The organism is Actinoplanes sp. NPDC051513 (assembly GCF_044454685.1).
GTDB lineage: Bacteria > Actinomycetota > Actinomycetes > Mycobacteriales > Micromonosporaceae > Actinoplanes.
This window is the reverse complement of the sequence record NZ_JBITDW010000003.1, coordinates 788,548-802,035: the sequence shown is the minus strand read 5'-3', so window position 1 is coordinate 802,035 and position 13,488 is coordinate 788,548. Positions and strand designations below refer to the sequence as shown.

Here is a 13,488-nt window from a genome sequence, read left to right as displayed (position 1 = left end):
CGACCGCCGGTTGATCAGCCAGCCAGCATCTCGTAGATGACGCTCGTGGCCTTCTGCTGCTCACCCGCGGCCGGCGCGGCCGGGGTGGCGGTCGTGCCGAAGCCGTCGTACTTGACCGAGTACGTCTTCGCCTTGGTCTTGCCGGCCGCCGGGATCTTGGCGACCAGGCTGGTCAGGTTGCCGTCGGCGTCGACGGCCGCCTCGAACGGCACCTTCTTGGCCTTCTCGCCCATCGCCTTGAGGGTCTTCTCGTCGACGATCTCGGCCTCGGTCGCCTGGGTCAGGTCGGTCGTGCCGGCGAAGTGGCCGGGGCTGGTCTCCTTGATCCCGGACGCCTTCTGCACGAGCAGCTTCGTGTAGCCGGGATCGAGCGACCCGTCGTACCCGATGATGTCCTTGTCCTTGACCTTCGACCCGTCGAGGAGTTGCCAGTTCTTCGGAATCTTGGGGAGGCCGGGAATGATCGCCGGCTTGAAGGCCATCTTCACCCAGGTCTGCTCCCCGATCATGCGGGTCGTCATGGTGAGCGTGAAGCCGGCGTCCGGCTCGGTCTGGACCGCCTTGATCTCGGCGGCCTTCTTCGGCGCGTCCAGCACACCGGAGGTCGGCACCTCGGCGCCCTTCACGTCGAAGTGGTAGGCGCCGTCCTCGTCATCGGGGACGGCGTCGACGAGCACGATCTGCGGGTCGAGGGGCTTGGTCGACGTCGGCGCCGCGCCGGGGGCGTCGGCCGTGTCCGACAGGGCCCCGCAGCCGGCGGTGGAGAGGGCCAGGATGGCAGCGAGTCCAGCAAGCTGTGCCTTACGTGCGGTCATCGTCATCGTCTTTCTCAGGTGGGGTTCGGATCGTGCCTGAAGTGGCTGTCGCCACCGACGGATCGAAGACTGCGGACCTCCGCCGCCGTCGCGCTGCGGTTATGCTGCTGCCCGCTGCCGTTTCGCTGCGGTTCCAGATAAGTGCTGCTCAGGGGGTGTCTGGTGGCGGTCGACGACCGCTTGCGGTTCGAGGTCCTCGGGGAGGTCCGAGCATTCCGCGGAGGTCTTCCGGTCGATCTCGGCCCGGCGAAGCAACGTGCGGTCCTCGCCGTCCTGCTGTTGCAGGCCGGTCGCCCGGTGCCGACCCACCAGATCGTCGACGCGGTGTGGGGCGACGACCCTCCGGAGAACGGCGCCAACGTCGTGCAGAAGTACGTGGCCGGTCTGCGCCGCGCCCTCGACCCCGACCGGGCGCCACGCACGCCGGGGGAGTTGCTCGCGCTCACCGGCAGCGGGTACGTGCTGCGCACCACCGACGCCGTGGTCGACGCCGACCAGTTCCAGGCGGCGGTCAAGCGGGCCGCGGCCGAGCGCGCCGCGAACCGCCCGCTCGAGGCGGCGAGCACGTTGCGCGGCGCGATGGGGCTCTGGCGCGGCGACGCGCTGGCCGGGCTCGGCGGCTCGGTCTTCGAGGCGGCGCGCATCCGGCTGGCCGACGCGCGGGCCTCGGCGTGGGAGACGTGGGCCGAGATCGGGCTGGCGCAGGGACGCGCGGCAATGATCATCCCGGAGCTGACCCGGCTCGCCGCCGAGTTCCCGCTGCGCGAGGGGCTCCGGGCGCAGCTGATGCTCGCGCTGCACCAGGCCGGGCGGCAGGCCGAGGCGCTGGCGGTGTTCCGCGACGCCCGGGAGTACTTCCTCGACGAGTTCGGCGCCGAGCCGGGCGAGCGGATGCAGGAGGCCCACCGCAAGATCCTGCGGAGCGAGCCGGCGCCGCCGCCCGACCCGGTGATTCCCGCGCAGCCAGGTCCCGCTCAGATCTCACCCGCGGCGCCGCCGCCGGTCCTTGCGCCGGTCCTGGCGCCGGGTACGGCGCCGGGCCTGCCGCCCGCCTATTGGCGGCCGTCGAACCAGCGTGCCTCGGTGGCGGAGGTGCTGTTCGCGGCGGTCGTGCCGCTGGCGACCTGCACGATGGGCAGCTGGATCTACTTCCTCTACACGGCCGTCCGCCGCCGCGACCGGGCCCAGTTCATCACCGCGGCCGTCTACTTCCTGCTGCTCGTGTTCGGCGTCGTCATGTTCCTGATCGACCCGAGCGGCCTGGACGAGGAGGCGACGGGCGCCGAGACGCTCGGGGTCTTCATCGTGCTCCCGCTCGCCATCGGCGCGGCCATCCACGGCGCGGTGGTGGCCGTGCGCACCGGCGACTACGAGCGGGCCAGGACGCTGCGCGAGCAGGCCCGGCAGTTCGCGGTGTTCGACCCGGGCCGGGCCATCGAGGTCGGCATCGGGCGGCCCGACATCCTGAGCCGGCCCTTCGACGACGGCGGGCTGGTCGACCTCAACCACCTGGGCGCGTACGAACTGGCCCAGGCCCTCAAGATGCCGTTGGCCCAGGCGCAGCAGATCGCGGCCGACCGGGCCCTCCGCGGGCCGTTCGCCCAGCCCGGCGAGCTGATCAGCCGCGGGCTGGTGAGCGAGCGGGTGGTGCGGCGCAACGCCTACCGGCTGATCTGCATCCCGCCCGCCGCGCAGCGGGAACCGGCGCTCGGTTCCGCGAATGGCCCGGTCGGCTCCGCCGACGGCTCAGCGGGAGCCGGCGGCCAGTAGCTGACGCCGGGCGACGTACTCCACCAGTTCGATCAGGACGTTGCGGGCGCCCAGCGGCTCGCGCGCGTCGAACAGCACCACCGGGACGCCGGGGTCGAGGTCGAGCGCCCGGCCCACCGCGTCGGCGGCGAAGCGCTGCTCGGTCTCGAAGCAGTTGACCGCCACCACGAACGGGGTGCCGCGCTGCTCGAAATAGTCGATCGACGGGAAGCAGTCGGCGAGCCGGCGGGTGTCGGCGAGCACCACGGCGCCGAGCGCGCCCTGGGAGAGCTCGTCCCAGAGGAACCAGAAGCGGTCCTGGCCGGGCGTGCCGAACAGGTAGAGCTGAAGGTCCTCGGTGATCGTGATGCGGCCGAAGTCCATCGTCACGGTCGTGGTGGTCTTGCCCTCCACACCGTCCACCTCGTCGGCGCCCTCGACGCCGGTGAGGATCTCCTCGGTCTGCAGCGGGCGGATCTCGCTGACCGCGCCGACCATCGTGGTCTTGCCGGCGCCGAAGCCGCCCGCTATCAGGATCTTGAGCGCGACCGGGATGCGCGACGACGCGCCGTTGCGGTCAGAGCGCACGGAGTCCATTGACAACCGCCTTGAGTACGTCGACGTCGTGCGACCTGGAAGCCGCCGGGGGTTCGTACATCGAGATGAGACCTGCCGAGCGTAGATCACCGAGCAAAACCCGGACCACACCGATGGACAGGTCGAGGCTGGAGGCGAGCTCCACCACGGGGATCGGCTCCCGCGCGGTCGCGACGATCGCGTGGTGCTCCGGCTGGAGGCGGCCAGCCGGTTGCGCCTCGGCGGTGGTCGCCACGACGAACGCCATCATGTCGAACTCACCGCCCGTCGGGGCCACTCGGCCCTGCGTCATCGTGTAGGGACGGACGACCGGACCGGCGTCGTGGTCGAGCCAGTCGTGCGCGACGCCCATCGGGTCAGCCGGCATCGGAAGGAGTCACCGCGGGGCGTTCCGGGGCGCTCATGGTCTGGCCCACCCGGGTGACAAGCATTGCCATCTCGTACGCGATCAGGCCCAGGTCGGCGTCGCTGGCGGCGAGGACCGCCAGGCAGGCGCCCGCGCCGGCGGCGGTGACGAAGAGGAAGGCCGATTCCATCTCGACCACCGTCTGCCGCACCGGGCCGGCTTTGAAGTGCCGGCTCGCCCCCTTGGCCAGACTCTGGAAGCCGGCCGCCATGGCCGACAGGTGTTCCGCGTCCTCCCGCTTGAGCCCGGCCGAGGCGCCCATCATCAGCCCGTCGGCCGAGAGCACCACGGCCTGGCGCGCGGTGGGCACCCGCTCGACGAGATCGTCGAGCAGCCACGTGAGGTTCGCGCTCTGCTTGGTCGTCTGGGTCACTATGCGTCCTTTTCCGGCCTGGTGTTCTTCGTGCCCGTGGGCTCGGCCCCGTTGTCGGCGACCGCGTTCTCTCCCGTCGTGTTGTCGGCGACCGCCACGATCGCCGGAAAGCTGACGGTAGCCGCATCGGCGAAGGATGCGCCCCCGGGTGATCCCCCGTTGCCGTTTTTCTCCGGCTTCGGGTGATCTTCAGATGGAGAGCCGTTGCGCTGCTTCGGGATGCCGAGCCGGGCCGCGTCGATGCGGCCGCGGGTGGTGCCGGACTGAAGCGCGCTCATGATGCTGCGCACCTGCTCGGGCGAGCGTAGCGGGATCGTCGGCTCGTCGGGCAACGTGCCCGCGGGGCGGCGCAGCTGGGGCGCCAGGTTGGCCTGACGGACCCGCTTGGGAAGACCGTCCTCGGTGGTCTGCTCCGCGGCGGGCACCGGGGCCGACGCGGCGAAGGTGGTCTCCACCGTCGGGAGCTCTTCTGGCGGGAGCTCTGCCGGCGGGAGCTCTACCGGCGGGAGCTCTGCCGGCGCGGGCTCTGCCGGCGCGGGCTGGGCCGGCGCGGGCTGGGCCGGCGCGGGCTGGGCCGGCGGGAGCTCTACCGGCACGGGCTCCGCCGGGGCGACGGACAGGGCCCGCGTGATCTCCGCCGTGGGAAGGGCCCGCGTGGGCTCCGCGGTCGCGAGGTCGATCGGGCGGCGTACGCGCCGGCGCTGCACCAGGCCGTCCGCGTTGAGTCCGCCCGCAACCGAGGACGGCGCCGGGCCGCGGAGGGCCGGCAACTCCTCTTCTTCGGCCCCGGCCTTGCCTGCCCCGGCCTTGCCTGCCCCGGCCTTGCCTGCCCCGGCCTTGCCTGCCCCGGCCTTGCCTGCCCCGGCCTTGCCTGCCCCGGCCTTGCCTGCCTCAGTTTCGGCTTCCTCCGCTTCGGCCGACGTCGTGATCTCGATCTCGGGATGAATGAGGGTGACCGGGCGGCCGGTGACCGTGATCTCGCGCAGCTTCTCGGCGCCCTGCCATTGCAGCGACCCGAGCGAGCGCCGGTCCTCGGTACCGGAGCCGACCAGCGGGCGCTCCCAGACCCCGTCCGGCGAGGACCCGCCGGGCAACGCGGCCTGATCGGGCCCGGCGACCACCAGCTCGCCCGGGATCAGCACGATCGCGGTGACGCCGGCGTACGCGGACTGGCGCAGCGAGACCCGGATGCCGTGCCGGTTGGCGAGCTGGGCGACCACGAACAGGCCGAGGCGGGCGCTGTCGGCCGGGTCGAAGTCGGGCGGCTCGACCAGGCGGCGGTTGGCCAGGTCGATCGCCTCGTGGGTCATACCGAGGCCGCGGTCCTCGATCTCGATCGCGTACCCGTTGGGCAGCACCTGGCCGGCGACCTGCACCCGGGTGTGCGGCGGGGAGAACGAGGTCGCGTTCTCGAGGAGCTCGGCGAGCAGGTGGATCACGTCGCCGACCGCGCGGCCGAGGATCGCCGAGGACTCGATCGCCCGGATGTCGATGCGCTTGTAGTCCTCGACCTCGCTGATCGCGCCGCGGATCACGTCGATCACCGGGACCGGGTTGCGCCAGCCGCGGCCGGGCGCGGCGCCGGCGAGGATCACCAGGTCTTCCGCGTGGCGGCGCATACGGGTGGCGAGGTGGTCGACGCGGTAGAGGTCTTCGAGCTCCTGCGGCTCGGTCTCGCGGCGCTCCATGCGGTCGAGCAGGGCGAGCTGGCGGTGCAGCAACGTCTGGCTGCGCCGGGCGATGTTGAGGAACACCTCGTTGAGGCCGCGCCGGACGTTGGCCTCCTCGACCGCCGACTGCACGGCCGTGCGCTGCACGTCGTTGAACGCGTGACCGAGCTGCCCGATCTCGTCCCGGCCGTACCGCAGCGGCGGCGTCTCGACCTCGACGTCCACCTTCTCGCCGCGCTGCAGGCGGCGGACCACGTTGGGCAGTCGCTCGGTGGCCATCTCGAGGGCCTCGGCGCGCAGGCGGCGCAGCCGGCCGACCATCGAGCGGCCCACCTTGACCGAGATGGCGACCGAGACGGCGAACGCGATCAGGCCGAGGATCGCGGCGAGGGCCAGGCGCAGCAGGATCGTGACGGCCAGCGACTGGCCGCGGTCGGCGAGGCCGTCGATCGCGACGTTCTCGAAGTCGCGCAGCTGCTGGGCGGACTGGGTGTAGGGCGCGTGCCAGCTGTCGGCGCCGACCGGGGAGATCTGCCCGGACCGGCTCTGCGAGATCAGCCGGTTCATCATGCCGTCGATCTGTACGAACGCCGGAGCGGCGATGAGCTGCTGGTACGCCGCGCGGTTCTCGGCGGGCATCTCGTCGACGCCGGTGGCGAGCAGGAAGCGAGCCGTGCCGATGTCCTGCACCATCGCCGAGCGCATGTCGTCGGTGAACTTGCCGGCGACCGTGACGCCGGCCAGCAGCGAGTCGACGCGGCTCAGGTATTCCTGGCCGCGGCCCAGCGTGGCCAGCGCACGGACCTGCCGGTCGATCTCGTCGTCGGGGAAGGTGGCGGTGGCCGCGAACATGTCGAAGCCGGACGAGACCATGCTGTTGTAGATGTTCTGCGCGCCGATCGGGTCGAGCTCGCGCTGGTCGATGTGCGCGCGCTGCGACGGCAGCACGTTGAGCTCGGTGAAGAACTGGTTGATCCGGCTGCGGAGGTTGTCGCTGGCCGAGCGCCATGCGTCCCCGCCGCGGGCCGCCTTGCGGAAGTCGTCAATGGCGCGGTCGGTGGCCGCGCGCTGCTCGGTGAGCAGGCCAAGGGTCGCGCTCGTGTCCGACAGGTACTGCACCGAGAGGCGGCGCTCGCGCTGGAGCTCGCCGACCACGACCTCGCCCGGGTTGCCCACGTTGTCGGCGAGCGTGCGCGCCGAAAGCAGGCTGAGCGCCGGGCCGGCGGTCAGCGCGGTCGCGAACAGCCACACCGCGAGCAGGGCCGCGAGCGGCACCGTGACCATGGTGATGATCTTCGAACGGATCGACCAGTTGCGGGTTCTCATCAGGCTCCCCCCGGAGACGGCCGCCGCCTTGCCGGCGCGGGCCGTCACCGTCCGCGTACGCCTCACGGAGAATACGTAAAACCTTCAACCGGAGCCACCATCCGACCGTACGATATATGCCCGGTCTGTCCTGATTGACCCTGGGGATTGGCATGTGGGAGAGCGCGCTCCCGCAGTCGACCTTGCGACAGACCCCAGGCGGGTGGCTTTTGGACCGTTGACGGCGAAGGGGATTGACGACCGGCACTGAGTGGGAATACGGGGGGTGAAGAAGGAGGAGGCCGATGTCCCCCGTTATCACCATCGTCCTGATCATCGTCGTCCTGGTGGTCATCGCCGCGATCGTGTACGGCGTGCAGGCTGGGCGGCGCAAGAAGCTGCAGAGCACTTTCGGGCCCGAGTACGACCGCGCGGTGGCCGACACCGGGAACCGTACCGAGGCCGAGAAGGAACTGCGCGAGCGCGAGAAGCGGCACGCGGACCTGGAGCTCAAGGAGCTGCCGCCCGAATCCCAGCAGCGGTACCGCGCCGCCTGGGAAGAGGTGCAGATCCAGTTCGTGGACAATCCGTCCGAGGCCGTCGGCACCGCCGACGAGCTGGTCACCAGCCTGATCGCCGAGCGCGGTTACCCCACCGGCGAGTACGACGAGCGGCTCGCCGATCTCTCCGTCGAGCACGCCAGCACGCTCCAGCACTACCGCGACGCGCACGAGATCAGCGAGCGCAATACGGCCGGGTCGGCCACCACTGAGGACCTGCGCCAGGCGCTCGTGCACTACCGGGCCCTCTTCACGGATCTGCTGGGCATCGACGCGGTGCCGACGCCCCCGTCGACGACTCCTGGTACTACTACTTCCAGTCCCGACGATGAGCCGGCGCCCGCTCCCCGCCGGGACGCCGACACCGACGCCGCCACCGACAACCGCCGCTGAGGGAGCCATCGACCATGAAGTTCTTCTCCAACGATGCCAAAGAAAACGCCGACGAACCCGAGTACGGCCGTGAGCAGCACGGCGATGTGGTGACCTCCGATCCGGTCGCGGTGCCGCAGCAGCGGGCCGGGTCGCCGTGGAGCGACGCCCCGGGCAGCTCCGAGGCGAGCTCCGACTCCACCGACACTCCCCGGTTCGCGGACGCCGATTCCCGGTCCACGGACACCGACTCCCCGTCCACCGACACCGACTCGCAGACCGCCAACGCCGACTCGCAGACCATCGACGCCGAAGCCGGCAGCCCGGACGACGAGCTTGCCGAGCAGGAGCGGCGGGACGGCACCGAGGAGGAACCGGCGGCGCGGCGCGACGAGAACGGCACCGTGACGACGTACGGGCCGGACGGAACGGTGACCGAGCACGACGCGGACGACGACGTCGATCTGGACCTCGAGTCCGGCTCGGCCCGCGCGGACGAGGACTCCGACGACGCGGCCATCAAGGACGAGGGCACCTTCGACAGCCCGCAGGCCGTCGAGCCGGCGACCGGGGAGACCCTGTCCGACGAGTCGGACAAGTCGGATGACGACGAGCCGGTGGCGGTGACCGAGGCCGAGGAAGAGACCGCCCGGGACCGGGCCGAGGCCGAGGCGGAAGCCGAGGAGACCGTCGAGGAGGAACGGGCCGACGAGCGGAAGGCCGAGATCGACGGCGAGCCCGTGGCCATCGTGCCCGAGCCGGTCCCCGTCGGCGCCGCCGCCTCGACCCCCGGCAGCTCCCCCGCCTCGGCTCTCGACCGGCTCTTCACCGACGGCGACTCGTTCGCCGAGCGGTTCCGCGACATCCAGCTGCGCTTCGTGGACAGCCCCAAGGAGGCGACCGCGGACGCCGCCACCCTGGTCGGCGAGGCGGTCGACAGGCTGACGGACGCGCTGAAGGCGCAGAAGGAAGCCCTGGGCGGCGACTCGGACGACACCGAGCAGTTGCGGGTCCAGCTGCGCAGCTACCGCGACCTGCTCAACCGCCTGTCGGCACTCTGATCTCTCGCGTCTTCGAGGGGGAGCCGGTCCTCGGCTCCCCCTTCGTCGTGTCCGGCGGTTGGCAGCTGGTCGAATCGTGAAGCAGGGCCTAACGTGCGGGCATGCGTGCCGGCCGTCTCGTATCCCTCCTTCTGCTGCTGCAGACGCGGGGGCGGATGACGGCACGCGAGCTGGCCGACGAGCTCGAGGTATCGATCCGCACCGTGTACCGCGACGTGGAGTCGCTCGGCTCGGCCGGGGTGCCGATCTACGCCGACCGCGGGCCGGCCGGCGGGTACCAGCTGCTCGACGGCTATCGCACCCGGCTCACCGGGATGACCGGCGACGAGGCGGGCACGCTGTTCCTCGCCGGGATGCCGGGGCCGGCGGCCGAGCTGGGGCTCGGGTCGGTGCTGGCGGCGGCCGAGCTCAAGCTGCGCGCGTCACTGCCGGGCGAGCTGGCAGATCGCGCCGATCGGGTACGGGAACGCTTCCACCTCGACGCTCCCGGCTGGTTCCGCGGAGACGAGCCGACGCCGCACCTGTCCACGGTGGCCGAGGCGGTGTGGAGCTCCCGGCTGCTGGAGATCCGCTACCGGCGGTGGAAGGCGCCCCGCGAGGTGACCCGCACGCTGAGCCCGCTGGGCGTGGTGCTCAAGGCCGGGCGGTGGTACCTGGTGGCCAAAGGGCGGGAGCGCACGACGGGCTACCGGGTGTCGAACATCCTCGAGGCCGAGGTGCTGGACGCGCCGGCGGAGCGGCCCGGGGGCTTCGACCTGGCGGCGTTCTGGCGGGAGTGGGCCGAGCGGTACGAGAGCAGCGTCTACCGGATGACGGCGACCGTACGGATGACCGAGGCGGCGCTGCGGATGATGGCATTCGTCTTCCCGCCGGAGATGTCGCGGACGGCCCGCGAGCTGGCCGGCGAGCCCGGCGAGGACGGCTGGCTGATCACCACGGTCCCCATCGAGTCGATCAAGCAGGGCCACATCGAGCTGCTGAAACTCGGCGCCGAGGCCGAGGTCCTGGAGCCGCCCGAGCTGCGCGAGCGCCTGGCCGAGACAGCCCGGGCCATGGCGCGGACATATCTGTCCACCGACGCCCTGACCGGCCCGGCCTGAGCGCCGGCTGCGCCCGGCCCGGCCTGAGCACCGCCAGGTGAAGGCTGCACCCCGCCCGGCCTGAGCACCGCCAGGTGAAGGCTGCACCCCCGGCCTGAGCACCGCCAGGTGAAGGCCGCGCCCCACCCGGCCTGAGCACCGCCAGGTGAAGGCCGCACCCCGCCCGGCCTGAGCACCGCCCAGGTGAGGGCAGCGCCCGGCCCGGCGCCGGGTATGGGCGCCGACCCCTCAGTTGCCCGCGTGGTTGCCGACCGGGCCACCGGCGGCGATCCCGCCGGTGCCGGACTGACGGTTGCCGGCGCCGGCCGGGGCGCCCGTGCTGGTCTCGGTGGGCGGGTCGGGCGGCAGGGTCGGCTCGGTGGTCTCACCGGTCGGCGGGGTGGTGGCGGGCCCGGTGGTCGACTCGGTGGGCGGAGTGGACGGCTCGCCGGTGTCGCTCGACGTGGGGGACGCGCTGGGCGACTCGGTCGTGGCGGTGGGCGAGGTCGTCGTGGTGGCGGACGGCGTGGGCGACGCCGAGGCGGTCAGCCGCAGGACCTTGGCGCGCGGCGTGGCCCGGACGGTCGGATCGCCGCCGAGCGGGCTGTCGCCGGCCCCCGCGCCGCCGACCAACTGCTCCGGCCCGGCCGTGCGCTCGCCGACGACCGCCGGCGGAGCCGCCGGCGTGACCTCGACCGCTCCGATCCGTACCCCCAGCCACATGGCCGGACCCAGTCCGACCGCGACGATCGCCCCGAAGAGCGCCGCAGGCCCCCGATCCATGAGTGACCTCCCCCGTATAAGGCGATCATCCGACCACGCCCCCGCACTTCACTACCCATTTCGGGAAACGCCAAGCGAACAACCACTGAGGCTATTGTGACCCAAGGTGATCAGCCGGTTGCTCATTCGTCGTGGATGAGACGCACTGCTTCCGGTCACGGATTCGCAGGTCACGAAGTTCACCGCCGGTCGTGCCGGTTTCCGCGGAGTCTGCATGGATGTCGGGTTTGGGCCCGCTTCGGCCACGCCGCGCGGACCCGTGGGACGGGCGGGTCAGCGGGTGCTGGTGAGGAACGACACCGCGTCGTCGAGAGCCGTCCAGCCGCCGGGAAGCTCGTCCGAGTCGAGGGCCGTGCGGACGCTCAGCGTGCCGCCCCCGCGCAGGCTCATCTCCCACGATCGCCGGCCGTTGCGGCTCGCCGACGCCCCCGCCACATCGGCGAACGGAACGAACCGGCTGCCATCGAGCCAGGCGGCCATCTCGCCACCCGAGGCCTGACCACCCGCGCCACCCGTGCCCAGACCACCCGCGCCACCAGCGCCCAGACCACCTTCGCCACCCGTGGCCTGACCACCTTCGCCACCCGTGGCCTGACCACCCGCGCCACCCGTGGCTTGATCACCCGCGTTGCCCGACGCCAGACCACCCGCGTTGCCCGAGACCTGATCGCCCGCGTCGGCCGACGCCCGGTCTTCGAGCGGTTGCCGGGCCGATGGCACGCCGCCCGAGAAACCCGCGCCCGAGGCATCCGCGCCCGAGGCCGCGGCGCCGGGCAGGCCGCCGCCACGCAGAGCTGCGGGGGTGCCGCCGCGTTCGGCCGCCGGGGTGCCGCCGTGCTGGGCCGCCCGGGTGCCGCCGCGCTGGGCCACCGGGGAGCCGCCGCGCTCGGCCGCCGGGATGCCGCCGCGCTCGGCCGCCGGGATGCCGCCGCGCTCGGCCGTTGAGGTGGCGCCCCTCAGGGACGCTGGGGTGCCGTCGGCCAGGACGCCGTCGGCGGCGAGACGGGTCAGGCGGCGTTTCGCCTCGGCGGTGCGCGAGCGGGGCAGGCCGGGCACCAGGAACAGGCCGGTCTCGACCACCAGCAGGTCGGTGCGCACGCCGTCGACCAGCACATTCACCACCCCACCGATCACCGGCACCCGGGCCGGCGCGCGGCCCGCGGCGGCGGGGCCGGCCGCGGTGAGGTCGATGCCCGCGGCGGCGAGGCGCTCGCAGGCCTCGCCGACCGTGGCCGGGTCGGAGGCGAGCCCGGCCGGACCGACCAGGTCGAGGTGGGCGCCGTCGATGGCGACGAGCTCGGCCGTGCCCGCCCAGCTGTGCCGCCAGCGGGCCGCCCCGCCGTGCAGCGCGGCCAGCGCCAGCAGCAGGGCGATCAGGTCGGTGATGCGGCCCGCCACCTCGTGGGCGGGCAGGTCGTCGAAGACCGTCTCGGCGGCCTTGCGGAGGCGGCCGTCGGCGGCGAGGTCGAGCACGTCGGCCGCGCCGGTGACCGGCGAGCCGGCGACACGGGAGATCGCCCGCAGCGACGCGTCGGCCTCGCGTTCCATCTCGCCGGCCCGGGCCGCGTCGAAGAACTCGTCCCAGGTCAGCACCGTGCGCCCGGCCGGCGGGAACGCCACCGCCTGCAGCGCGCGGCCGAGGGCCGGCAGGTCGGGCACCAGATCGGCGGCGGCCGGCCGGAACCCGGTCTCGGGCCCCTCGTCGGTCAGCGCCACCAGGGCAGCGGCCCGCTCGGCGAACGGCGGGTGGGGATCACACTCCCCCGGCGGCTCGGGCTCGCGGGCGCGCAGCAGGGCCATGTCGTCGGGCCGGGCGGCCAGCACCCGCAGGAAGCCGCCGAACACGTCGTCGGGCACGTGGCCGGCCTGCCAGCCGGGGCTGAGGTATTCGGCGTGGAACAGCTGCTGCATGCCCTCGAGCGCGGGGGCGTCGCGCAGCACCTCGGCGGCGGGCCGCCCGCCGGCGAACCCGGCCGCGACCCGATCGGCGGCCAGTTCCTGCTCGCGGGCGAAGGGGGCGTCGACCCGGCGATACCAGGCCGCGTAGGCGCGGAGCAGCGGGCCGGCCGGGCTGCGCCGCGGGATGCGCGGCACGATGCGGGACAGCGCGACCCGGCCGCGATGCGCCATCGGGGCGAAGCGGCCGAGCTGGGGCGTGCCGTGGGCGAGCTCGTGCGCCACCGCGGCACGGAGGCGCGGCTCGTCCCAGGCCAGCAGCAGCGGCAGGCCGAGGAACAGCTCGCGCCGGCCGCCGCGCAGGCCGGTCAGGCGTACCCGCTCGGCGAGCGTGACGAGCGCGCCGGCGACCACGGTCACCGCGTCGGGCGGGCGCACGCCGGCCGCGGCCGCGGCGGCGTCGATCATCTGCCAGAGCGCGGGGGCATCTTGCCTGGTCACGGGCACACCGGCCGGGGAAGGGCGGGGCAGCCGGAGGGCACGGATCGTCGCCCACCAGAGCAGGCCGGCGGTGGCGATCACGAGCGGGACGGCGATGCGGACGGCGGCCGAGCCGGGCAGCACCGACAGCACCAGCGCCACGACGAGCAGCGCCGCGACCACCTGGAACCAGGCGACCAGCAGGAAGCCGGCGAAGCTGGCGGCAGAGAGCGCAGCGCGGTTGCCGTGGCGCACCCGAACCTCCGGACCCGAGGGGAACAGGACGGGCACAGCCTAGAGCGGGCCACCGACAGAAAACCCAGACGCCGAGTCCGGCGGCGG

Annotated in this window: 11 protein-coding genes; 4 read left to right on the top strand and 7 right to left on the bottom strand. The window is 73.0% G+C overall.

Features of this window, described 5'->3' with window-relative positions:
- Positions 1 to 14 precede the first annotated feature (14 nt).
- Complete coding sequence (locus ACIA5D_RS13830) at positions 15 to 815, bottom strand: hypothetical protein (protein ID WP_396030223.1); 801 nt, start codon at positions 813 to 815, stop codon at positions 15 to 17.
- Between the two features lie 162 nt (positions 816 to 977).
- Between ACIA5D_RS13830 and ACIA5D_RS13825 the strand changes: the two genes are divergently transcribed.
- Positions 978 to 2,585 (top strand): BTAD domain-containing putative transcriptional regulator, encoded by a 1,608-nt coding sequence (locus ACIA5D_RS13825; RefSeq protein WP_396030222.1) that lies wholly within the window; start codon positions 978 to 980, stop codon positions 2,583 to 2,585.
- On the opposite strand, the gene ACIA5D_RS13820 is transcribed toward ACIA5D_RS13825, so the two are convergent.
- From ACIA5D_RS13820 to ACIA5D_RS13805, 4 genes are read right to left on the bottom strand one after another with little or no spacing between them, the layout of a single operon-like run.
- A complete protein-coding gene (locus ACIA5D_RS13820; RefSeq protein ID WP_396030221.1) occupies positions 2,562 to 3,161 on the bottom strand; it encodes a GTP-binding protein in 600 nt (199 codons plus the stop codon). The genes ACIA5D_RS13825 and ACIA5D_RS13820 overlap by 24 nt on opposite strands.
- Complete coding sequence (locus ACIA5D_RS13815) at positions 3,142 to 3,528, bottom strand: DUF742 domain-containing protein (protein WP_396030220.1); 387 nt, start codon at positions 3,526 to 3,528, stop codon at positions 3,142 to 3,144. Before ACIA5D_RS13815 ends, ACIA5D_RS13820 begins: the two co-directional genes overlap by 20 nt.
- On the bottom strand, positions 3,518 to 3,940 hold the full coding sequence (locus ACIA5D_RS13810) for a roadblock/LC7 domain-containing protein (protein ID WP_396030219.1): 423 nt from the start codon (positions 3,938 to 3,940) through the stop codon (positions 3,518 to 3,520). The genes ACIA5D_RS13815 and ACIA5D_RS13810 overlap by 11 nt, the downstream gene beginning before the upstream one ends.
- Positions 3,940 to 7,002, bottom strand: coding sequence for a nitrate- and nitrite sensing domain-containing protein (locus ACIA5D_RS13805; protein WP_396030218.1), 3,063 nt, complete (start codon positions 7,000 to 7,002; stop codon positions 3,940 to 3,942). Before ACIA5D_RS13805 ends, ACIA5D_RS13810 begins: the two co-directional genes overlap by 1 nt.
- A 218-nt stretch (positions 7,003 to 7,220) precedes the next feature.
- Here ACIA5D_RS13805 and ACIA5D_RS13800 point away from each other — a divergent pair, with 218 nt between their 5' ends.
- The 3 genes from ACIA5D_RS13800 (at position 7,221) to ACIA5D_RS13790 (ending at position 10,008) form a co-directional block, all read left to right on the top strand.
- On the top strand, positions 7,221 to 7,868 hold the full coding sequence (locus ACIA5D_RS13800) for a hypothetical protein (protein ID WP_396030217.1): 648 nt from the start codon (positions 7,221 to 7,223) through the stop codon (positions 7,866 to 7,868).
- A 14-nt stretch (positions 7,869 to 7,882) separates the two neighbouring features.
- Positions 7,883 to 8,908, top strand: a complete 1,026-nt coding sequence (locus ACIA5D_RS13795) for a hypothetical protein (RefSeq protein ID WP_396030216.1) — start codon at positions 7,883 to 7,885, stop codon at positions 8,906 to 8,908.
- A gap of 101 nt (positions 8,909 to 9,009) precedes the next feature.
- Positions 9,010 to 10,008, top strand: coding sequence for a helix-turn-helix transcriptional regulator (locus tag ACIA5D_RS13790; RefSeq protein ID WP_396030215.1), 999 nt, complete (start codon positions 9,010 to 9,012; stop codon positions 10,006 to 10,008).
- A 228-nt stretch (positions 10,009 to 10,236) separates the two neighbouring features.
- Here the strand turns inward: ACIA5D_RS13790 and ACIA5D_RS13785 are convergent, their stop codons facing one another.
- Positions 10,237 to 10,770: a hypothetical protein gene (locus tag ACIA5D_RS13785; RefSeq protein WP_396030214.1), complete on the bottom strand. Its 534-nt coding sequence runs from the start codon at positions 10,768 to 10,770 to the stop codon at positions 10,237 to 10,239.
- Between the two features lie 273 nt (positions 10,771 to 11,043).
- Positions 11,044 to 13,401: a peptidase gene (locus tag ACIA5D_RS13780; RefSeq protein ID WP_396030213.1), complete on the bottom strand. Its 2,358-nt coding sequence runs from the start codon at positions 13,399 to 13,401 to the stop codon at positions 11,044 to 11,046.
- Positions 13,402 to 13,488: the final 87 nt, after the last annotated feature.